Genomic DNA, 19707 nt, shown 5'->3' with positions numbered 1-19707 from the left:
TCCTTGACCGCTAAGCCGCGCCCGGGAACATGCTGGTGTCGTTTGAAAGTTGATGTATGCCACCCTATCCGACCGGCTCTTGGATGCCTGTTGCCCTCTCCGCGGACTTGCCGGCGGGAACCGTGATGCCAGCGCAATCCCCAGCGGGGCCGATTGCCCTTTGGCGAAGCCGCTCCGGCCGCGTGGCGGCCTTTGCCGACAGATGCCCTCATCGCGGCATGCGCCTCTCCCACGGCTTCGTGCGCGGTGAGACCCTGTCCTGCATCTATCACGGCTGGAGCTATGTCCAGGCGGGAAACTGCCTGCGCATTCCGGCCCATCCGGCGCTGACGCCGCCTGACACGATCCGTGTCGCGACGCAGCCCGTCGAGGATGGCGGCGGCATCATCTGGATTCCGGTTGGCGAACCCGCCGCCGGGCCGCCACGGTTTGACGGCGTTATCCCCCTGCGCTCAATGGTGGTGGAGGCCGACATCGCCGCGCTGGAGTCGGCCGCAGGGACGAAGGCCGGCGAAGGCCTGCTTGACTACACGCATGATGGTCGGACCGTACGGCTGCTGCTTGCTTCCGAAGGGAAAGCGCGGACGCTGATGCATGTTCTGGTGGACGAGGACAGCAATCCGAGCGAGCGTATCGCCGCGTCGAGGGCCGCCGAGGGGCTGCGGCGGGCGGCTGAGCATGTTGCAGCCAGCGGGACCGCCCGATGACCCGTAACGCGATGATCGACGAATGGTATCCGGTCGGCCTTGCCAGCCAGCGCGATGCGGATGGACGCAAGACCGCCCTCATGGGCGAGCCGATCGAGGTGAGGCTCGGCGAGGACGGGAACGCCAAGGTCACCGGCGGCAATGGACGTGTTCTGCCGGCCTGTATCCGCTATGGCCATGTCTGGGCGTCGCTCGGCGATCCGCAAAAGCCGCTGTTTGCGATCCCCGAGGCCGATCAGCCCGGCCGCCGGCTCGTCGATGTCGGGGTGGTGCGCGTGCGCTGCTCGCCGCTGCGCGCGGTGGAGAACTTCCTGGACATCGCGCATTTTCCGTTCGTCCATACCGACATATTGGGAGCCGAGCCGCACACGGAGGTGCAGAACTACAAGGTCGAGATCCGCGAGGACGACGACGAGGTATGGGCGACCCAGGTGCAGTTCTACCAGCCGCAGGCCGCCAAGTCGGCGCAAGGCGGCATCACCACGCAATACATGTATCGCGTGCCCGCGCCGACCTGCTCGATCCTCTACAAGACCTGCCCGCCGCGCCCGGGTGAATGGGACGTCATCACCCTTTTCGTGCAGCCGCTTGCCGAAGACCTGTGCGACGTCTGGCCATGGATGGCGCTGTTCGACGACGAAACGCCGATGACCGACCTGATCCATTTCCAGCAGACGATCTTCGTCCAGGACCGGTCGATCCTTGAAAACCAGATCCCGGGGCTGCTGCCGCTCGATCCCGGCATGGAGATTCCCACGCGGGCCGACCTGACCTCGGTTGCCTACAGGCGCTGGCTGAAACGCCACGGCTACACCTACGGCGCGCAACTGGTGGCGCAATGAAGCTCTACGACTACGTGCTGTCACCGAGCTGCTACAAGGTGCGCCTGATGGCGGCGCTGACCGGTGTGGCGCTCGACATCCGCCCCGTCGACTTCCATCCCGGCGCCGAGCATCGCGGCCCCGAACTCCTGGCGCTCAACCCGGCGGGCTCGATCCCGATCCTGGAGGATGGCGACCTCGTGCTGACCGAATCCTCGGCCATGCTGGTCTACCTGGCCGCGACGGCGGCGCCGCAATGGCTGGGCAACGATGCGGCCGGGCAGGCGGCGAGCGTCCAGCAATGGCTTTCCTTCTCGCATCGGCTGACCGCCAGCCTGGGAGCGGCGCGCCTGCACGAGATGCTGCTGCGTCCGGGCGATATCGATGCGCTTCGCCGGCAAGGCACGGCGGCCCTACGGGAACTGGAAGCCGGCCTCGTCGAACAGCGCATCCGCGGTCAGCGCTTCCTTGCATCGGACCGGCCGACGGTCGCCGATATCGCCTGCTTTCCCTATGTGGCGCTTGCGCCGGACGGCGGCGTTTCGCTCGATCCCTATCCCGCGATCCGGCTGTGGTCGCGGGCGATCCGCGCCATCGACGGCTTCATCGAGATGCCCGGCATCCACCGGCTGCACGAGCTCAAACCCGAGCCCGTCCCTGAAGGCGGCGAAGCCTGACATGGCGGGTTATCTGTTGAAGAATTGCGCTGCGGTCATCGTCGACGATGGCCACGGTCCGCGCGTCCGTCGCAGTGTCGATGTCTTGACCGACGGCCCGGCGATACGGGCCATCGGCGAAGGCCTCGACAAGGGGGAACTGCCTGTTGGCACCGTCGCGCAGGACGCCACCGGCTGGTTCGTCTATCCCGGCCTCGTCAACACCCATCATCACTTCTTTCAATGCTTCGTGCGCAACCGCGCCGACCTGGACTGGACGAAGCTGTCGGTCATCGAATGGCTCGACCGCATCTACCCCATTTTCTCGCGGCTGACCGAGGAATGCTTCTACCACGCGTCGGTCACGGCGATGGCGGAGTTGATAAAGCACGGCTGCACGACGGCTTTCGACCACCAATACTGTTTTCCGCGGCACGCCGGCAAACGGCTGATCGACCGGCAGTTCGAAGCGGCCGAACTGCTCGGCATGCGCTTCCATGCCGGACGGGGCGGCAACACGCTGCCGAAATCGGAAGGCTCGACCATCCCCGACGCCATGCTGGAAACGACGGACGAGTTCATCGCCGACTGCGCCCGGCTGATCGACGCCTATCATGATGCCGGTCGCTTCGGCATGCGCCAGGTCGTCGTCGCGCCCTGCCAGCCGGTCAACTGCTATCGCGACACATTCGTGGAATCGGTGGCGTTGGCGCGCGACCGCAACGTGCGCATGCACACTCATGTCGGCGAGGGCGAAAGCCCGGTCATGCAGGCCCGTCACGGCCTGCGCACGGTCGACTATTGCGCCGAGATCGGCTTCTGCGGGCCGGATGCCTTCTATGCCCATTGCTGGGAGCTGACCCACGACGAGCTGCGCAAGATGGCGAGCGGCACCGGCGTCTCGCATTGCCCCGAGCCGGTCTACCTCGTCGGCGCCGAGATCACCGACATACCGGCGATGTCGGCCCTTGGGCTCAGTGTCGGACTGGGCTGCGACGGTGCCGCCTCGAACGACAATTCCAACCTGATGCACTGCATCCATTCCGCCTACATGCTGCAATGCCTGGCGGCGTCGACGCGCGACCATCCGGTGCCGCCGCCGGCCGACTTCCTCGGCTATGCGACGACCGGGGGCGCGGCGCTGCTCGGGCGCGGCGACATCGGCAGGCTGGCGCCCGGCATGGCCGCCGACCTCTTCGCCATCGACACCCGGCGCATGGACTATGTCGGCACGCGGCATGATCCGCTGAGCCTGCTGGCCAAGGTGGGCATCGGCGCGCCGACCGACATGACCATGATCAACGGCCGGGTCGTTTGGGCCAAGGGAGAATTCCCGGGGCTCGACGAGGCCAGGCTGTTCGCGCAAGCCGAGGCTGCGCTCGCGACCGTGCAATTCTAGCAACCAAAACCAAAAGCAAGGGGAACCGACATGCTGATAAATCTTAGCCGCAGAACATTGATGAAGGGCGCCGCCGCTTCCGGCCTCGTTGCCGCGGTGGGCAGCCGCGCGCTTGCCGCCGACGAGCCGCTGGGCATCGCGTTGGTGGTCCCGTCGCCGGTCGGCGATGTCGGCTGGGGCCGCGCGCTCGCCGACGGGCTCGAGCCGGTGAAGGCAGCTTATGGCGACAAGGTGAAGGTCACCATCATCGAGAACATACAGGAGGGACCCGACGCCGACCGCATCATGAACAAGGCGGTCGCCGACGGGAACAAGTTCCTCATCGCCGGCTCCTTCGGATACCAGAATGGCGCCCTGCAGATCGCGAGGCGCAATCCCGACGTCACCGTGCTGCATGCTTCCGGTTTCCAGGTGGCGCCGAACTTCTCGCCCTTCGCGGCCCAATATTCGCAGGGCACCTATCTGATGGGCATGGCGGCAGCCGCGCTTTCGAAGACCGGCAAGCTCGGTTCCGTCTCCGCCTTCGCCATTCCCGAGCTGATCACCTCCATCAATGCCTTCACCTTGGGCGCGCAGGCGGTGAAGCCCGATGTCGAGGTTTCGGTCGTATGGGTCAACTCCTGGTTCGACCCGGCCAAGGAGCAGGAAGCCGCCAAGGCGCTGCTGGCGCAGAAATGCGACGTCATCTTCTCCAACGCGCAGGACACGCCGTCCGTCGTTTCGGCCTGCGAGGAGGCCGGCATCCCCGCCTTCAACCTCAACTCGTCGATGAAGAAATATGCGCCCAAGACCTATCTCGGCTGCGTGGCGACCGACTGGTCGCCCTTCTTCAAGGCCTCGGTCGACGCCCACCTCGCCGGCACCTTCAAGGGCGGCAACGCTTTCCTGGGCGTCGGCGACAAGGTTGTCGAGGTCGTTGACTGGAACCCGGGCATCCCTGCCGACACGATGGCCAAGATCAAGGCGGTTGAAGCCAAGATCGCCGACGGCAGCTTCTCGCCCTTTACCGGTCCGATCGCCAAGGCCGACGGCAGCGAGGGCGTCCCTGCCGGCAAGACGATGACCGAGGCCGAGATCGTCGCCATGGACTGGCACGTCAAGGGTGTCACCACGCCGCTGCCCAAGTAACCATGACCGCCCCGCTTCTGTCGCTACGCGGCATCTCCAAGAGCTACGGCCAGATCCATGCCAATCGAGACATCGATCTGGACGTGGCTCCGCGCTCGATCCATGCGATCCTCGGAGAGAACGGGGCGGGCAAGTCGACGCTGATGAAGCTGATCTACGGCGTCGAGCAGCCCGACGCGGGATCGGCGAGCTGGAAAGGAGAACCCTTGGCCCTCGCGTCTCCGGCGGATGCGAGGCGCAAGGGGATCGGCATGGTCTTCCAGCATTTCTCCTTGTTCGAGACGCTGACGGTCGTCGAGAACATCCGGCTGGTCGTGCCAGGGGCCAAATCGGATCTTGCGCAAGGCATCCACAAGCTCGGCCGCGACTTCGGCCTGGAGGTGGATCCGCTCGCCCATGTGCATGCGCTTTCGGTTGGAGAGCGGCAGCGGGTGGAAATCATCCGCTGCCTGATGACCCGACCGGAGCTCCTGATCCTCGACGAGCCGACTTCCGTCCTGCCGCCGCAATCCGTGGACAAGCTGTTCGAGACGTTGCGGCGGCTGCGCGACGGCGGCGTCTCCATCCTGTTCATCTCGCACAAGCTAGAGGAGATCCGCGCGGTCTGCGACCGTGCGACCATCCTGCGCGGCGGGCGCATCACCGGCCACGTGGATCCGCGCGACCACGACGCGCACGACCTCGCCCGCATGATGATCGGCCGCGACATGCCGCAGCCCATGCCGGCGGTTGCCCATTCCGGCGGAGAGAAGCGCCTTGAAATCATCGGCCTCGACCATCGGCCCGACGATCCCTTCGCCGTGACGCTTTCCGACGTCAGCCTGACGGTCCGGGCAGGCGAGATCCTCGGTATCGCCGGCATATCGGGCAACGGCCAGAGCGAACTCGCGGCGCTGATCTCGGGCGAGACAGTGCTGCCGCGGGAAAAGTCCCAGCGTATCTTCATGATGGGCAAGGACGTCGGCGTGCTCGATGCGGCCGCCCGCCGCCGGCTGGGTTTCGCCTTCGTTCCCGAGGAACGGCTGGGCCGCGGCGCGGTGCCGGAAATGTCGCTCGTCCTCAACAGCCTTCTGACCGCCCATCCCTCCGGCCTCCTGAAACGCGGGCTGGTCGACACGCCCCGGGCGAAAGCTTTCACCGAAGACTGCATCCGGCAGTATGACGTACGCACGCCGGGCTCCGAAACGGAGGCTGGGGCGCTTTCGGGCGGCAATCTGCAAAAGTTCATTGTCGGCCGCGAGATCATGCTGTCGCCGAAATTGCTGTTCGTGGCGCAGCCCACATGGGGCGTGGACATCGGCGCCGCGGCCGCCATCCGCCGGCGCCTCGTCGCCCTGCGCAACGAAGGCATGGGCATTCTCGTCATCTCGGAGGAACTGGAGGAGCTTTTCGAGCTCTGCGATTCCATCCAGGTGATCCATCAGGGCCGGCTCAGTCCGCCGCTGGTGACGCGCGACACCAGACCCGAGGAGATCGGCCGCTATATGATCGGTGCGCATACGACCGCCGAAAAGGTCCCCGCATGAGCGCTCTGTCCCTGCGGTTCCTTCCCGTTCTGGTTCGCCGCGAACATGCCTCGCTTGCAATCAAGCTGCTTGCCCCGCCCGTGGCGCTGGGCCTTGCGACACTGCTCAATCTCGGGCTCTACCTGCTGATGGGCCGCGATCCGGCAGCCGTTTTCCGCGCGATGCTGCTCGAACCTTTCCTGTCCTGGGCTTCGTTCTCGGAGGTCCTGCTGAAGATGGGGCCGCTGCTGCTCATCGCACAGGGGCTTGCGATCGGCTTTCGCGCCAAGGTCTTCAACATCGGCGCCGAGGGCCAATTCATCCTCGGCGCGATCTTCGCGTCGGCCATTCCCATCTGGCTCCCGCAGGCGACGGGGCAGTGGATCTGGCCTTCGATGCTCGTCCTCGGTGCGCTGGGCGGCGCGTTTTGGGCTTCGCTCACGGCGTTCTGGCGCGTGCGGCTCAATGCGAACGAGATTCTCGTATCGCTGATGCTGGCGCTCGTTGCCGCGCAACTGCTCAACTACCTGCTTCTCGGCCCGTGGAAGGATCCCGCCGGCTTCAACTTCCCGCAGTCGGTCATGTTCCAGTACGACGCGATGGTGCCGATCCTGATCCCCGGCACCCGCGTCAATGTCTCGCTGCTTATCGCCTGCGCGCTGTCCCTCGCGGCCTGGCTGTTCATGCAGAAGAGTTTCGCGGGCTACAAACTGCAGGTCGGCGGCCTCGCGCCACGGGCGGCCGGATACGCCGGCTTCAACGAAGGCCGCGCAATCTGGATCTCCCTTCTCATCGGCGGCTTCGCGGCCGGCCTCGCCGGGGCGGCCGAGGTGGCCGGGCCGCTCGGCCAGTTGCAGCGCTCCATTTCAACCGGTTACGGCTATGCGGCCATCATCGTCGCTTATCTCGGTGGACTTCATCCGATAGGCATCGTTTTTTCCGCGCTGCTCATGGCGGCCCTCTATATCGGCGGCGACAACGCCATGGTGTCGGCAAATCTGCCGGTCGCCGCGGTCCGGGTCTTCCAGGGCAGCCTGCTGCTCGCCTATCTCGTCGCCATCGCCTTCGTCCGCTACCGGCTCGAATGGCGCCATGCCGCCCAAGGAAGCGCTCCATGAATGCCCTCGAGTTCATCATCGCCGGAATGCTGGCGGCGGCCACGCCGTTCCTTTTGGCGGCGCTCGGCGAAATGGTGGCCGAGCGGGCCGGCGTCCTCAATCTCGGCGTGGAGGGAATGATGGCCTTGGGAGCGGTCATCGCCTTCATCATCGTCTATCACGGCGGCGGCCACCTCCTGGGTTTCCTCGCCGCGGGCCTCGCAAGTGCTGCTCTTTCCCTTGTCTTTGCCGTCATCGCGCTGGGGTTCCGCGCGAACCAGGTCGCGGTGGGACTCGCCATCGGCATACTCGGCCAGGGCCTCTCGGCACTGTTCGGCAAGACCTATGAGAGCCTCACGGTCAAAGGCCTTCCGAAGCTTTCATTGCCCTGGCTTTCAGATCTCCCGGTCATCGGCGGCCTGTTCGCTCAGGACGTCGTCGTGTGGCTCTCGCTGGCTGCCACCGTCGCCATCTGGGCAATATTCGCCTTCACTAAGACCGGCCTCGTCGTTCGCGCCGTCGGCGAGAATCCCAAGGCGGCCCATGCGCTCGGCTATCCGGTGATCGCCGTGCGCTTCGCCGCTGTCGCCTTCGGCGGCGTGTTGGCGGGTTTCGCCGGCGCCTACGCGGCCGTGGTCTACACGCCGCTGTGGGCCGATGGCATGATTGCCGGGCGCGGCTGGATCGCGATCGCGCTTGTCGTTTTCGGCACCTGGCTCACCAGCCGTATCTTTCTCGGCGCCTGCCTCTTCGGCGCCGTCTCCCTGGCAAGCCTGGCGGCCCAGGCGACCGGATTGGACGTCAATTCGCAACTTCTATCGAGCCTGCCCTATATCGTGACAATCGTCGTGCTGGGCATCATTTCTTCGAACCGGCGTCTGCTCAAGCTCAACGGCGTGGCTTCGCTCGGAGAGCCTTTCGAACAATAGTGTCGCTCGCCGTCCAAGCGCGTCATAACCCGACAAGCAGCTCTGACAGGCGAGGCTTGCGGGTTCAATCTGGCCTTTCGGTCGAACTCGCCGTTCAACGAGCCATAAGAACCGCCAGCCCCGGATCCTCGATCATGGACTTGGTCACGCCGCCGAAAATCCGCTCGCGCAGCCGGGAATGACCGTAAGCCCCCATGACCACGAACTCGGCGCCGGTGTCGGTCGCATGCTGGCGAAGAACGTCGGCGACAGAATGGCCCGAGCTCGGCAGGCGATCCACCGCGACCTTCACGCCATGTCGAGAGAGATAGGCCGCCAGATCCGCTCCCGGCTCCGCGCCATGATGCCGTTCGTCTTCGATCGGATCGATCATGGCGATGCGGACCTCATCGGCGGATGACAGGATGTCGAGCGCCTCCCGCACGGCGCGCGAGGCTTCCAGGCTGGCGTCCCACGCGACAAGGACGCGTTTCGGTTTCAATGTCGCGCGCGCTCGCTCCGGGACCAGCAGGATAGGCTTCCCGGACGAGAACAGGCTGCCCGCAAGGACCTTATCCTTGAGCAAGCCGCTTGCGAGCATCTCCGGTCCGACGATGGTTAGGTCGGCATAGCGGGCTCGCCGACCAATGATCTCATCCGTCCAGGACTGCTCCGGATATTCGCTGCTGAGGTCGGCCGATACGGAGCTTTCCGACAGCATCTTGGATACAACCGAGCTGCGCTTCTCCAGGGTTTCCATTTCGGCTTCGCGCTCTGCGAGCCAGGCCGGCGAGACCACCGCTGCGTATTCTCCGCCTGACGGAGGCGCCGCGATGAGCACGACAAGCACGGAGAGATGCGCGTCGATTTCCTCGCACAGGCCGGCCGCGAGCCTCAGATCCCCGTCTCCGTGATCGGGCCCTGTAACCGTGAGCAACGTCTTGAATGGCATGGCGGCCGCTCCTTGGTTCGGAAGGTTCACACGGAATGCAGCCTTAGCGAGCCGGTTGGAATCCTTCCTTGCGCTAAATCAAATCGCCCCTCGCAGGATTGATCCCGGTCAACGTGCGCGCGCATCGCATGGCTTAACCTGAAATCGATGGCTGGAGGCTGATCAATGAGATTCCGGACGACGATTGGTCTTTTCGCGCTGACGCTGAGCGTCGCGGCGGCGCAGGAGATGAGCAATGGACAGCAGGAATATCTGAATTCCTGCGCGGTCTGCCACGGCGTGGACGGCAAGGGCGACGGGCCCTTGGCTGATGAACTGCGCAAGCGCCCCGCCGATCTGACGACGCTGACGAAACGCAATGGCGGGGAATTTCCCTACTGGCGGGTCTACGCCACGATCGACGGTCGCGGTCTCGTCCCGGCGCATGGCGAGCGCGACATGCCGGTGTGGGGCAACCAGTTCCTGCCTGACGACGTGAAGAAGTACGGTCCCTATGGCGGGGAGGCCGTGACCACGGAACGCATTCAAAACCTCACAGGTTATGTCCAGACGCTTCAGCGTTAGCGGATCCCGCGAGACTTCGGTCGGCGGGGCCGAGTGAGGATGCAACCAAAGGCCAAGGACATACCCAATGATCACCGATAACCAGGATGTCGTGGTCGAGATGTTGAAGAACCCTGCCAGCTATGGCGAGGTTGGTCCGGTCGAGACGATCGAAACGCACATTTCCCGGATCTTCCTCGTCGGGCAGCGCGCGTTCAAGATGAAGCGGGCGGTCAAGCTGCCCTATGTCGATTTTTCGACGCCGGCGTTGCGGCTCGCCGCGTGCGAGAGGGAAGTGGAGCTGAACTCCAGAACAGCGCCCGGCCTCTATCTCGATGTCCACCGCATCACGCGCACGGGAACCCGGCTTGCCCTGGATGAGGCGGGGGAACTGGTCGACGCCGTCATCGAGATGGTCCGCTTCGACCAGTCGAAGCTCCTCGATCGCATGGCCGCGGCGGGGGAGCTGACATCCGCGCTGATGACAGGCGTGGCCCGCATGATCGCGCACTATCACCGCGGCGCCGAAGCGATCCATGCCGGCAGCGGGTCGGCGAATATCGGCGGCGTTCTCGAAATCAATGCGGCCGGATTTGCGACAAGCCATGTGTTCGACGGAAATGAGATCGAAACGCTCAACGCGGCGCTTCGCGACGCCCTCGCCCGCCATGCCGGCCTGCTCGACCGGCGCGAGGCGGCAGGCCGCGTCCGCCGCTGCCATGGCGACCTGCATCTGCGCAACATCTGCGTCTTCGATGGCGAGCCTCGCCTGTTCGACTGCATCGAGTTCAACGATCAGATCGCCACCGTCGATGTCCTCTACGATCTCGCATTCCTGCTGATGGATCTGTGGCATCGCGGGTTTCCGCAATTCGCCAATCTGGTGATGAACCGCTATCTCGACGACGCCGATGACGAGGACGGCTTCATGCTCCTGCCTTTCTTCATGGCGGTGCGGGCGGCGGTGCGCGCGCACGTCACCGCGACGCAGGTCGAGGAGGGCAGCCAGGATTCGACAAAGCTGATTGCCGAAGCGCGGTCTTATTTCCAACTCGCGCAAGCCCTGCTTGCCGAAACGCCGCCTCGGCTCGTGGCAATCGGCGGCTTGAGCGGCTCGGGCAAGACGACGGTCGCCGAGGCGCTCGCCGCTCGGGTCGGCGCGCCGCCCGGCGCCCGGATCGTCGAGAGCGACCGCATCCGCAAGGCCATGCATGGCGTGGCGGCCGAAACGAGGCTGCCGGACAAGGCCTACCGGCCCGGCGTATCGGAACGCGTCTACCGCCAGATAGCCTGGCTCGCGGAGCTTATCCTTGTCGAAGGCGGCTGCGTCGTCGCCGACGCGGTCTTCGACAGGCCGGAGGATCGCGACAGGGTTGAGCGCACAGCGAAAGGGACAAAGGTCCCGTTCGCCGGATTTTGGCTGGCGGCAGATCCGTCGGTGCTTTGGCGCCGGGTCAGCGAGCGCAAGGGCAGCCCCTCCGATGCCACGGTCGACATCCTTTCGCGGCAATTGCAGCGCGATGCCGGTCCGATGACCTGGCGCAAGATCGAGGCCAACCGCGAGGTGGCCGAAATCACGGCCGAGATGGCGGCGTCGATCGAGGGCGCTGCTTCATCCGCGTTCGGCTTCAGGAAGACCGGATCATAAAGCTGTCACCCGCTTAAGAGCAATTCCAGGAAAAGTGTGCGCGGTTTTCCGTCAGAAATTGCGTCAAAACAAGGAGATAGAGCGTTTCGCCGTTTCCGTGAAACGGTGAAGTGCTCTAGCTGACTTCCAGCGTCGCCAGGGACAGGCCGGGCTCGCTCGGGTGGTGCGCGACCGAGAATCCGAACTCCCGGCACATCGTGAGCATCTTGCTGTTTTCGTTGAGGATCGTGCCCTCGATGCGGCTTATGCGTTCGGCCCTCGCATAGTCGATGACCTGTTTCAGCAGATCCCATCCCAGGCCATGGCCTTGCAGGTCCGATCGCACGAGCAGCGCATATTCACCGCTCCTGTGATCGGGGTCGCAGGAAAGCCGGCCGATACCCGCCAGCGCTCCCGTGTCCTTTTCAAGCGCGACAAAGGCGATGTCGCGGTCGTAGTCGAGCTGCGTAAGCCGCTTGAGCATCTGGTCGGGGAAGTTCTTCCGCAGCGACAGGAAGCGCAGTCTGAGGTCGTCGGGGGAAATCCTCGCCAGGAACGCGGGATAAAGCGCCACGTCCGCCGGCATGATCGGCCGGATGTGAAAGGTCATGCCGTCCGACTGGAAATCGCGGCTCCATCCCGATGGATAAGGCCTTATGGCAAGTGCCGGGTTCGGCGCCGGCTCATCCACCCGTCGCGGGTCGATCTCGATACGGGCATCAAGCGCAACCACGCCTTCGGCATCAGCCAGCAGCGGGTTGATGTCGAGGGAGACAAGGCAGGGGAAGTCGACGATCATTTGCGACAGGCCGTTCAGCGCGGCGATGATCGCGCCCCGGTTGGCCGGCTTGCGATCGCGATAGCCGGCAAGCAGGCGGCCTATCCTGGTCGCGTCGATCGCGTCTGCGGCCAGCACGTCGTCAAGCGGCGGCAGGGCGATCGCGGTATCGTTCACAACCTCGACGGCCGTGCCGCCGGCGCCAAACAGAATGACCGGGCCGAACATCGGGTCCAGGTTCATGCCCAGGATGAGCTCCTGCGCGTGCTTGCGCGCGACCATGGCTTGCACCGTGTAGCCGTCCGCCTTCACCTGCGGCGACCGCGTGCGCAGGCGTGTCTCGATCGACCGGGCGGCCTCCGCGGCCTTGTCGGCGGTCGTGATATCGAGGACCACGCCGCCGACATCCGACTTGTGCGAGACCAACTTCGACAACAATTTGACCACCACTGCCTGCGAGCCTTCGAGAAGCTCGCCGGCCGCCTGCGCCACTTCCGCGACGGAGCCGGCGACGATGGTTCGCGGCACGGGGATGCCGTAGGCTTCTATCGCGGCTTTTGCTTCCGGTTCCGTCAGCATGCGCCGCCCTTCGGCGGCCACCTGCCTAAAGATGGCGTGCGCCGATGCCTTGCCATCGGCCTGGTCGCCACCCTGGCTCGAGGGAGTCCGCAGAAGCGCCCGCTGGGCTCGCGACCATTCGCCGAGATAGGACGCCGCGATCGCCGCGTCCTCCGGCGTCTCGAAGCTCGCGATGCCGGCTTCCGTCAGGACGCGCCGGCCTTCGCGCGCGGTATGCTCGCCGAGCCAGCACGCGAGAAGCGGTTTTCCGCCGATCTCGCCCTCGTCGCCAAGCTCGGCGACCTTCCTGGCCGCGTCCGGCGAGGAACCGAGCCCGGTGGGGCAATTCATGACCAGGATAACGTCCGTCCCCGGATCCGCCGCCAGGGCTTCGAGCGCCGCCCCGTAGCGCTCCGGCGCGGCGTCACCGACGATGTCGATCGGGTTCGCATGCGACCAGGTCGGCGGCAGCGCACGGTCGAGCCGCTCGATCGTCGAGGGCGCAAGTTCAGCCAGCTCGCCTCCACGGTCGACGATCTTGTCGACGGCAAGCACGCCGGCCCCGCCGCCGTTGGTGACGATGCCGACCCGTGCCCGCTCGAGGGGAGCGTGACGGGCGACCGTCTCGGCGGCATCGAGCAATTCGGCGAGATCATCCACACGCAGCACCCCTGCCCTGCGCAAGGCGGCGTCGACCACCCTGTCGGCGCCCGAAAGCGCGCCGGTATGAGTCGCGGCCGCCTTGGCCGCCTGCTCATGCCGGCCGGGCTTGATCGCGATGACCGGCTTGAGGCGCGCCGCCGCCCGCGCGGCCGACATGAACTTGCGCGGGTTGGGTATGGTTTCGAGATACATCACGATGGCGCGCGTATGGAAATCGCCCGCCAACATGTCGAGGCAGTCGCCGACATCGACGTCCGCCATGTCGCCGAGGGAGATGATCCGGGAAAAGCCGACATTGTTCTCGGCCGCCCAGTCGATCAGCGACGTGGCGATGGCGCCGGACTGCGAGATCAGCGCAATGTTCCCGGGCCGCGCAGCCATATGGGCGAAACCGGCGTTGAGCTTCGCCGGGGGAACCATCAGCCCGACAGTGTTCGGGCCGATGATGCGCATGAGCGAGGGCCTGGCCGCATCGAGCACCGCCTGGCGCAGACCATTGGCGTGATTGAGCCCCGCCGTGATGACGACGGCAGCTCGCGTCCCCTTTTCGCCCAGTTCCCGCACGATGCCGGGCACAGTCTCGGGAGGGGTCACGATCACAGCAAGATCGGGAACCCCTGGCAGATCGGCAACCCTGCCGTAGCAGCGGTGGCCGGCAACCTGCGCATATTTGGGATTGACCGGCCAGACCTCCCCCTCGAAGCCGCCGCCGACGATGTTGTCGAAGACAACGCGGCCGACCGAGCCAACGCGCTCGGTCGCGCCGACGACAACGACGGATTTCGGTGAGACCGCGTATTCAAGATTTCGGATAGTCATTCTGGAGAACTCCTTGCCGCCACATTCACCGAAGGCGCCTGGCATTCATTGCGCTGGATCAAAGCGTCATCCGACCCCCGCGGCTAGCTACTGCCCTCAACCTGTCCCTGCTGGCGAAGATCGCCATGGAAGGAGAATCCGATGAGCTATTATTTCAGCAAGAGCCTGGACATGCCGTTCGCCGCGGCGATCGAACACGTCACCAAAAAGCTTGCCGGCAAGGGCTTCGGCATCCTGACGAGGATCGATGTCCAGCACACGATGAAGGTCAAGCTGGGCGTCGACTTCAAGCCATACATGATCCTCGGCGCCTGCAATCCGCATTTCGCATGGCGCGCGCTGCAGGCCGAGGACAAGATCGGCGCGGTGCTGCCCTGCAACGTGATCGTGACCGAGGCCGCCCCCGGCAAGGCCGAGGTAGCGGCGGTCGATCCGACGGCCGCGATGGGAGCGATCGACAACCCGCAACTCGCCGAGACGGTAAAGGATGTCCGGCTGCTGCTGCGGGAAATGATCGAGGAACTTTGACGGCCGCCATGAATGAAACCGTGCTGCGGCGTGCGCTGCTGATCATCGCCGTTCTCGGCCTGGCGCTCGGGCTGGGCGTCTGGCGATATGGCATCGACATCGCCTCGCCCGATGCGATCTGGACAGCGGCGACGCTGCCCGTCGTGGCGGCGCTTGCCATCTCGATCTTGCGGGATTTCTGGATCGGCCGGATCGGCGTCGATGCCATCGCGCTGGTTTCGATGTCGGCGGCGCTGCTGCTTGGGCAGGCCTTGGCGGCGGTGGTCGTCGCCATCATGTATGCCGGCGGCACGGTGCTCGAAGATCTGGCGCGCGGCCGGGCGGAGCGGAATCTCAGGGCTCTGACCGACAGGGCGCCGCGTGTGGCGCACCGGAAATCCGCACATGGCACCGAGACCGTCGCGATCGACCAGGTGGCCGTCGGCGACGAGCTTCTGGTGCGCGCCGGCGAATTGCTGCCCGTGGACGGCATCCTGATCGACGCCTCGGCCCAACTCGATGAGTCGACCGTCACCGGAGAGCCCCTGCCGGAGCGGCGCGGCGCCGGCGACGCATTGCGCAGCGGCACCGTCAATGCCGGCGAGGCCTTTGTCATGCGAGCCTCCGCCGTCGCCGACAAAAGCACCTACGCCGCGATCGTGCGCATGGTCGCCGCCGCGCAGACCGCCAAGGCGCCGTTCATACGCATTGCCGACCGTTTTGCCCTGCTCTTGCTTCCCGCCACGCTGCTGATTGCCGGCATCGCCTGGTACCTTTCCGATGATCCGATCCGCGCCCTCGCCGTCCTGGTGGTCGCGACGCCCTGCCCGCTGATCCTCGCGGCGCCCGTTGCATTCATCGGCGGCGTGTCGCGCGCCGCCCGCGCCGGCATCCTCATGAAGGGCAGCGCGGCGCTGGAGGCGCTCGCCCAGATACGCACCGCGATCTTCGACAAGACGGGGACCCTGACGCTCGGCGGGGCCGAGCTGATCGAGATCGACGTCGCTCCGGGCCAGGGAACCGATGGACCGCTGCGGCTGCTCGCCTCGCTTGAACAGGCTTCGCATCACGTCCTTGCGGATTCGATTGTTCGCATTGCCCGCCATGGGAACCTTTTGCTTTCCCAACCCTGTGACGTCCGCGAGCATCGGGGAGAAGGCCTTGAAGGTCAGGTGGACGGGATATCTGTCGTGGCCGGGTCGAGGCCGCTTGTTCTTGGAAACGGGCCGTTGCCCAACTGGGCGGAGAGCGGAGAGAGCCGGTACCGCGACACGCAGGTGCTCAGGGTGTTTGTGACCATCGATGGCCGGCTTGCCGCTGTTTTCACATTCGGAGACGCCATACGCGAGGATGCTCTCGGCACTGTCGAGGCTTTGCGTTCGGCCGGCATCACCCGGATAGTCATGCTGACCGGCGATGACGGCGCGGCGGCCGAAAAGGTCTCCGCTTCGCTCCATCTCGATGCCGTCTTTGCCGACGCCACGCCGGCCGACAAGGTTGGAACAGTCGAGGCCGAGAAGGCGACGGCGCCGACGATGATGGTCGGCGACGGCATCAACGATGCCCCTGCCCTTGCCGCGGCGACCGTAGGCGTTGCCATGGGAGCCCGCGGCGGGACAGCCTCGTCGGAGGCAGCGGACGTGGTTGTGCTGACCGACAGGCTGCAACCTGTCGCCGAAGCATTGCGTATCGCCAGGCGCACGCGCGGGATCGCCCTGCAGAGCATCATCGTCGGGCTGGCGCTCTCGGGCGCGGCGATGATCGCGGCCGCCATGGGGCATATAACGCCGGTGGCGGGAGCACTGCTGCAAGAGGGCATAGATGTCGCCGTCATCGTCAATGCGCTGCGTGCCCTTGGCGACGGGCGTCTCGAGCACAGTCCAACCAGGAGGAGGTCATGACGCAGGAGAACCTGGTGGTTTGCACCAAATGCGGCGTGGTCAACCGCCTGCCGCCGAACCGAAACAGCGCCGAAGCGCAATGCGGAAAATGCGGCGCCCGGCTGTTTTCCGGAGTTCCGCAGGACATCGACGCTGCGAACTTCGACCGTCAGATCGGCCGCGGCAGCTTGCCCGTCCTCGTCGACGTCTGGGCTCCATGGTGCGGTCCCTGCAAGATGATGGCGCCAGCCTATGAGGCTGCCGCCAAGGCGCTGGAGCCGCACATCCGTCTGGTCAAGCTCAATTCCGACAAGGAGCAGGCCGTCGCGGCGAGGCTGGGCATTCGCGGCATTCCAACCATGATCCTGTTTCACCGCCAACGGGAAATCGCACGCGTATCGGGGGCAATGAGCACCGGCCAGATCGTCAATTGGGTTCGCGGCCATGTGCCGACGGGCACCAGTTGAGCCGCGAGCCGAAGCCCGTTTTGACTCTGATCAAGGTGACATCCGGCCGCCGCGATAGGAATGGCCTCGAAGGAGTTCGCCATGACCAGCTTGCACGACCTCACCCCCAGATTCAGGTGCATCCGCCTGCTTCTCGCACGCGAAAAAGGTCATCCCGAAGGGGACCGCGAAGAGGGCTACGATGTGCTGGCGCCGCTCACCGACGAAGGACGGCTGGATGCGGAGGAGTGGAAATCGCACAAGGGCTTCTGTCGCGTCCGCCGCTTCCGCACCGGCGAGGACGATCTTGTCGGCCGCTTGCGGCGCAAGCCAGGCGGCCAATGGTATTTCGACTACGCCGAGGGCGATCGTGACGACGAGGTCGGTTTTCATCTCGGCGAGGAGCGCTTCGTCACCGGCGAGTACGTCTCGATCAAGCGCAATGGGGCCATGCACACCTACCAGGTGGCCCGCGTCGAGCAGCCATAGCACGGCCCCCGCAGGTGACCGGAGGAAGCCATGTCGCGCCGCGTCCTCGTTCTCGTCGGTCACCCCGACCCACCCTGACCGACTCTGCCGGCCAGGAACGAACAGGCTGAAGCAGATAAGACGGCCGTACGAACGCGCGCTCCAAGACCGTCACGGCTTAAGGACGGCGGCGCCACTCAGCCTACCCATGCGCAAATCATCCAGCGCCTGGTTTGCCCGTTCCAGCGGATAGACTTTGGTATGCGTGCGCACCCGGGCCTGCCTCGCTATCGGGAAGAATTCCTCGGCGTCACGACGGGTCAGGTTGGCGACCGACACCAATTCTCTTTCTTCCCACAGAAGCTTGTAGGGCATCGATGGAATGTCGCTCATGTGGATGCCGCCGCAGACCACCCGGCCGCCCTTGCGGACAGCCCGTAACGCCGCCGGCACAAGGTCGCCGACCGGAGCGAAAATGATCGCGGCGTCAAGCTCGGCCGGAGGCAATTCATCGGACGCGCCTGCCCAGGCGACGCCCAAGGAGCGCGCGAATTCCTGTGCCTGGATGTCGCCAGGCCGGGTGAAGGCAAAGAGCTCACGTCCCTGCCAGATCGCCACCTGGGTGATGATATGCGCGGCGGCGCCGAAGCCGTAGATGCCCAGTCGGCGGCCATCGCCGGCCTTTTTGAGGCAGCGCCAGCCGATCAGACCAGCGCACAGGAGCGGTGCCAGCGACACCGGATCGGCGGCGGCATCGAGCTCGAAGGCGAAATGCTCATCGGCAACGACATGACTGGCGAAGCCGCCGTCGCGCGTGTAGCCGGTGAAGAGCGGCTGGTCGCAGAGGTTCTCGGCGCCGGCGTTGCAATAGGGGCAATGTCCGCACGTGTGCCCCAGCCATGGAACGCCTACCCTCTGCCCGAGCCGGGATCGCGACACGCCTTCACCGACAAGATCGACGATGCCGACGATTTCGTGGCCCGGCACGAGCGGCAGCTTCGGCCATGGCAAGTCACCGTCCACGACGTGCAGGTCGGTGCGGCATACCGCGCATGCCTCCACCTTGAGCCTGATCTCGCCCGCCGCCGGCAAGGGATCCGGGCGGTCGACGAGGTTCAAAAGCGTGCCGGGCTTTTCCAGCACCATTGCCTTCATCACGCTTCCCCAGGTTTCTCAAAGATAGAAGGAGAACAGACAGGCTTCCGTTCCGCACCAAGAATGGAAACGCACCGGATTGGCCCTCTGATCCTTACCGGGTACGCCGGGCACGACCATGCCTTGCCGGGACGCGCTTCCTGGCACGGAGCATTTCGAAATAAAGGCCTGCGGCGGCAAGATAGGCTAGGCCGAGTATTCCGGTCCAGATTTCAATCATATCGGAGGTCATGGTCGGTTTCCCTTGGCTGGCTCCGACCAAACAATGCCGGGTCAAATCATGCCAGCCTTGATCGTGGTCAATCGCGGACCCAGTTGACGCAGGGACCAGGCGGCCTGTCCCGGGTCGCACTAAGTAGTTTCCCGTAGGGACATAACCGAATTTCGGCATGGCGGGATTTGGGCGATTGCTGTTGTCACAAATTCACTGGGACCACAGCCATGTACGCTCAAGCCTCCGCCAAGATCGAACTGCCGTCCTACCTTCCCCATCAGAGCCCCGCGCCCGTCTTCGAAGGGCCGGCGACGCCGGTAAGCTTCTTCACGGCCGGCGCCGAAATCTATGCCCAGGGCGAGAAGGCCGGCGCCCTCTATCAGGTCGAATTCGGCGCGGTCCGCATCTACCGCCTGCTCGCCGATGGTCGCAGGCAGATCAGCGCGTTCCACCTGGCGGGAGAAACCTTCGGTTTCGAGGCCGACGCCACCCACCACTTCTTCGCTGAGGCGATCAACGCGACTGGTGTCCGGGTCTTCCGCGCTCCGTCGGGCACCGACATGTCGCGCCAGCTCCTGCCTCTGGCGCTCAAAGGCCTGACCCGGGCACAGGAGCATCTCCTGGTGCTCGGCCGCCAGAACGCGATCGAGCGCGTCGCGGCGTTCCTCGTCGAAATGTCGGAGCGTCAGGGCGGGTTGCGGCAGGTGGAGTTGCCAATGTCGCGCAACGACATCGGCGACTATCTGGGCCTCACCATCGAAACCGTGTCGCGGGTCTTCACCCGCCTGAAAGAGAAGGGCGTGATCCGCCTGCTCAGCCTGCGCAGCATTGAAATCCTGAAACGCGACACGCTGCTGGCAATGGGTGAATGAGGCC

Annotated in this window: 18 protein-coding genes; 15 read left to right on the top strand and 3 right to left on the bottom strand. The window is 65.2% G+C overall.

What is annotated here, in order from left to right:
• Nucleotides 1-56: 56 nt before the first annotated feature.
• The 8 genes from EN862_RS30355 to EN862_RS30320 are packed head-to-tail and all read left to right on the top strand — an operon-like array spanning nt 57 to nt 8242.
• On the top strand, nt 57-707 hold the full coding sequence (locus EN862_RS30355; protein WP_127867429.1) for a Rieske 2Fe-2S domain-containing protein: 651 nt from the start codon (nt 57-59) through the stop codon (nt 705-707).
• Nucleotides 704-1549: an aromatic ring-hydroxylating dioxygenase subunit alpha gene (locus tag EN862_RS30350; RefSeq protein WP_127867430.1), complete on the top strand. Its 846-nt coding sequence runs from the start codon at nt 704-706 to the stop codon at nt 1547-1549. The genes EN862_RS30355 and EN862_RS30350 overlap by 4 nt, the downstream gene beginning before the upstream one ends.
• Nucleotides 1546-2205, top strand: coding sequence for a glutathione S-transferase family protein (locus EN862_RS30345; protein WP_127867431.1), 660 nt, complete (start codon nt 1546-1548; stop codon nt 2203-2205). The genes EN862_RS30350 and EN862_RS30345 overlap by 4 nt, the downstream gene beginning before the upstream one ends.
• A gap of 1 nt (nt 2206) precedes the next feature.
• Nucleotides 2207-3583 (top strand): amidohydrolase, encoded by a 1377-nt coding sequence (locus EN862_RS30340; RefSeq protein WP_127867432.1) that lies wholly within the window; start codon nt 2207-2209, stop codon nt 3581-3583.
• A gap of 33 nt (nt 3584-3616) precedes the next feature.
• Nucleotides 3617-4711 (top strand): BMP family ABC transporter substrate-binding protein, encoded by a 1095-nt coding sequence (locus tag EN862_RS30335; protein WP_193771615.1) that lies wholly within the window; start codon nt 3617-3619, stop codon nt 4709-4711.
• 2 nt (nt 4712-4713) lie between these two features.
• The gene (locus EN862_RS30330) at nt 4714-6237 is read left to right on the top strand and encodes an ABC transporter ATP-binding protein (RefSeq protein WP_127867434.1); all 1524 of its coding nucleotides are present in this window, start codon (nt 4714-4716) and stop codon (nt 6235-6237) included.
• On the top strand, nt 6234-7334 hold the full coding sequence (locus tag EN862_RS30325) for an ABC transporter permease (RefSeq protein ID WP_127867435.1): 1101 nt from the start codon (nt 6234-6236) through the stop codon (nt 7332-7334). Before EN862_RS30330 ends, EN862_RS30325 begins: the two co-directional genes overlap by 4 nt.
• Nucleotides 7331-8242, top strand: a complete 912-nt coding sequence (locus EN862_RS30320; RefSeq protein WP_127867436.1) for an ABC transporter permease — start codon at nt 7331-7333, stop codon at nt 8240-8242. The genes EN862_RS30325 and EN862_RS30320 overlap by 4 nt, the downstream gene beginning before the upstream one ends.
• Before the next feature lie 94 nt (nt 8243-8336).
• On the opposite strand, the gene EN862_RS30315 is transcribed toward EN862_RS30320, so the two are convergent.
• A complete protein-coding gene (locus tag EN862_RS30315) occupies nt 8337-9173 on the bottom strand; it encodes a universal stress protein (RefSeq protein ID WP_127867437.1) in 837 nt (278 codons plus the stop codon).
• A 165-nt stretch (nt 9174-9338) separates the two neighbouring features.
• Here EN862_RS30315 and EN862_RS30310 point away from each other — a divergent pair, with 165 nt between their 5' ends.
• Entirely contained in the window at nt 9339-9737 is a 399-nt protein-coding gene (locus EN862_RS30310) for a cytochrome c (protein ID WP_127867438.1), read from the top strand.
• A gap of 67 nt (nt 9738-9804) precedes the next feature.
• Complete coding sequence (locus tag EN862_RS30305) at nt 9805-11364, top strand: bifunctional aminoglycoside phosphotransferase/ATP-binding protein (protein ID WP_127867439.1); 1560 nt, start codon at nt 9805-9807, stop codon at nt 11362-11364.
• 115 nt (nt 11365-11479) lie between these two features.
• On the opposite strand, the gene EN862_RS30300 is transcribed toward EN862_RS30305, so the two are convergent.
• Nucleotides 11480-14161, bottom strand: a complete 2682-nt coding sequence (locus EN862_RS30300; protein WP_127867440.1) for a bifunctional acetate--CoA ligase family protein/GNAT family N-acetyltransferase — start codon at nt 14159-14161, stop codon at nt 11480-11482.
• 141 nt (nt 14162-14302) lie between these two features.
• On the opposite strand from EN862_RS30300, the gene EN862_RS30295 reads away from it, so the two are divergent.
• The 4 genes from EN862_RS30295 to EN862_RS30280 all read left to right on the top strand — a co-directional run bounded on the left by EN862_RS30295 (nt 14303) and on the right by EN862_RS30280 (nt 17483).
• Nucleotides 14303-14689, top strand: a complete 387-nt coding sequence (locus tag EN862_RS30295; RefSeq protein WP_127867441.1) for a DUF302 domain-containing protein — start codon at nt 14303-14305, stop codon at nt 14687-14689.
• Nucleotides 14690-14697: 8 nt separating this feature from the next.
• Nucleotides 14698-16569 carry a heavy metal translocating P-type ATPase gene (locus EN862_RS30290; RefSeq protein WP_127867442.1) on the top strand — a complete coding sequence of 624 codons (1872 nt, stop codon included), beginning with the start codon at nt 14698-14700 and terminating at the stop codon, nt 16567-16569.
• Nucleotides 16566-17015 carry a thioredoxin TrxC gene (gene trxC / locus EN862_RS30285; RefSeq protein ID WP_127867443.1) on the top strand — a complete coding sequence of 150 codons (450 nt, stop codon included), beginning with the start codon at nt 16566-16568 and terminating at the stop codon, nt 17013-17015. The genes EN862_RS30290 and trxC overlap by 4 nt, the downstream gene beginning before the upstream one ends.
• An 81-nt stretch (nt 17016-17096) precedes the next feature.
• A complete protein-coding gene (locus tag EN862_RS30280; RefSeq protein WP_127867444.1) occupies nt 17097-17483 on the top strand; it encodes a hypothetical protein in 387 nt (128 codons plus the stop codon).
• 150 nt (nt 17484-17633) lie between these two features.
• Here the strand turns inward: EN862_RS30280 and EN862_RS30275 are convergent, their stop codons facing one another.
• The gene (locus EN862_RS30275) at nt 17634-18617 is read right to left on the bottom strand and encodes a zinc-dependent alcohol dehydrogenase family protein (RefSeq protein WP_127867445.1); all 984 of its coding nucleotides are present in this window, start codon (nt 18615-18617) and stop codon (nt 17634-17636) included.
• Between the two features lie 441 nt (nt 18618-19058).
• On the opposite strand from EN862_RS30275, the gene EN862_RS30270 reads away from it, so the two are divergent.
• Entirely contained in the window at nt 19059-19703 is a 645-nt protein-coding gene (locus tag EN862_RS30270; RefSeq protein ID WP_127250438.1) for a helix-turn-helix domain-containing protein, read from the top strand.
• The last annotated feature ends 4 nt before the right edge of the window (nt 19704-19707 follow it).

It is taken from the genome of Mesorhizobium sp. M2E.F.Ca.ET.219.01.1.1 (assembly GCF_004016445.2).
Classification (GTDB): Bacteria; Pseudomonadota; Alphaproteobacteria; order Rhizobiales; family Rhizobiaceae; genus Mesorhizobium.
Note: the sequence above shows the minus strand (reverse complement) of the source record. Positions and strands in the feature narration are given on the sequence as shown.

Bases quoted from the DNA above. Each gene is read 5' to 3' on its own strand.
- EN862_RS30295 (WP_127867441.1), top strand. From the start codon at position 14,303: ATGAGCTATTATTTCAGCAAGAGCCTGGACATGCCGTTCGCCGCGGCG.
- EN862_RS30340 (WP_127867432.1), top strand. From the start codon at position 2,207: ATGGCGGGTTATCTGTTGAAGAATTGCGCTGCGGTCATCGTCGACGAT.
- EN862_RS30305 (WP_127867439.1), top strand. From the start codon at position 9,805: ATGATCACCGATAACCAGGATGTCGTGGTCGAGATGTTGAAGAACCCT.
- EN862_RS30275 (WP_127867445.1), bottom strand. From the start codon at position 18,617: ATGAAGGCAATGGTGCTGGAAAAGCCCGGCACGCTTTTGAACCTCGTC.
- EN862_RS30330 (WP_127867434.1), top strand. From the start codon at position 4,714: ATGACCGCCCCGCTTCTGTCGCTACGCGGCATCTCCAAGAGCTACGGC.
- EN862_RS30325 (WP_127867435.1), top strand. From the start codon at position 6,234: ATGAGCGCTCTGTCCCTGCGGTTCCTTCCCGTTCTGGTTCGCCGCGAA.
- EN862_RS30345 (WP_127867431.1), top strand. From the start codon at position 1,546: ATGAAGCTCTACGACTACGTGCTGTCACCGAGCTGCTACAAGGTGCGC.
- EN862_RS30300 (WP_127867440.1), bottom strand. From the start codon at position 14,161: ATGACTATCCGAAATCTTGAATACGCGGTCTCACCGAAATCCGTCGTT.
- EN862_RS30290 (WP_127867442.1), top strand. From the start codon at position 14,698: ATGAATGAAACCGTGCTGCGGCGTGCGCTGCTGATCATCGCCGTTCTC.
- EN862_RS30320 (WP_127867436.1), top strand. From the start codon at position 7,331: ATGAATGCCCTCGAGTTCATCATCGCCGGAATGCTGGCGGCGGCCACG.
- EN862_RS30355 (WP_127867429.1), top strand. From the start codon at position 57: ATGCCACCCTATCCGACCGGCTCTTGGATGCCTGTTGCCCTCTCCGCG.
- trxC (WP_127867443.1), top strand. From the start codon at position 16,566: ATGACGCAGGAGAACCTGGTGGTTTGCACCAAATGCGGCGTGGTCAAC.
- EN862_RS30310 (WP_127867438.1), top strand. From the start codon at position 9,339: ATGAGATTCCGGACGACGATTGGTCTTTTCGCGCTGACGCTGAGCGTC.
- EN862_RS30315 (WP_127867437.1), bottom strand. From the start codon at position 9,173: ATGCCATTCAAGACGTTGCTCACGGTTACAGGGCCCGATCACGGAGAC.
- EN862_RS30270 (WP_127250438.1), top strand. From the start codon at position 19,059: ATGTACGCTCAAGCCTCCGCCAAGATCGAACTGCCGTCCTACCTTCCC.
- EN862_RS30280 (WP_127867444.1), top strand. From the start codon at position 17,097: ATGACCAGCTTGCACGACCTCACCCCCAGATTCAGGTGCATCCGCCTG.
- EN862_RS30350 (WP_127867430.1), top strand. From the start codon at position 704: ATGACCCGTAACGCGATGATCGACGAATGGTATCCGGTCGGCCTTGCC.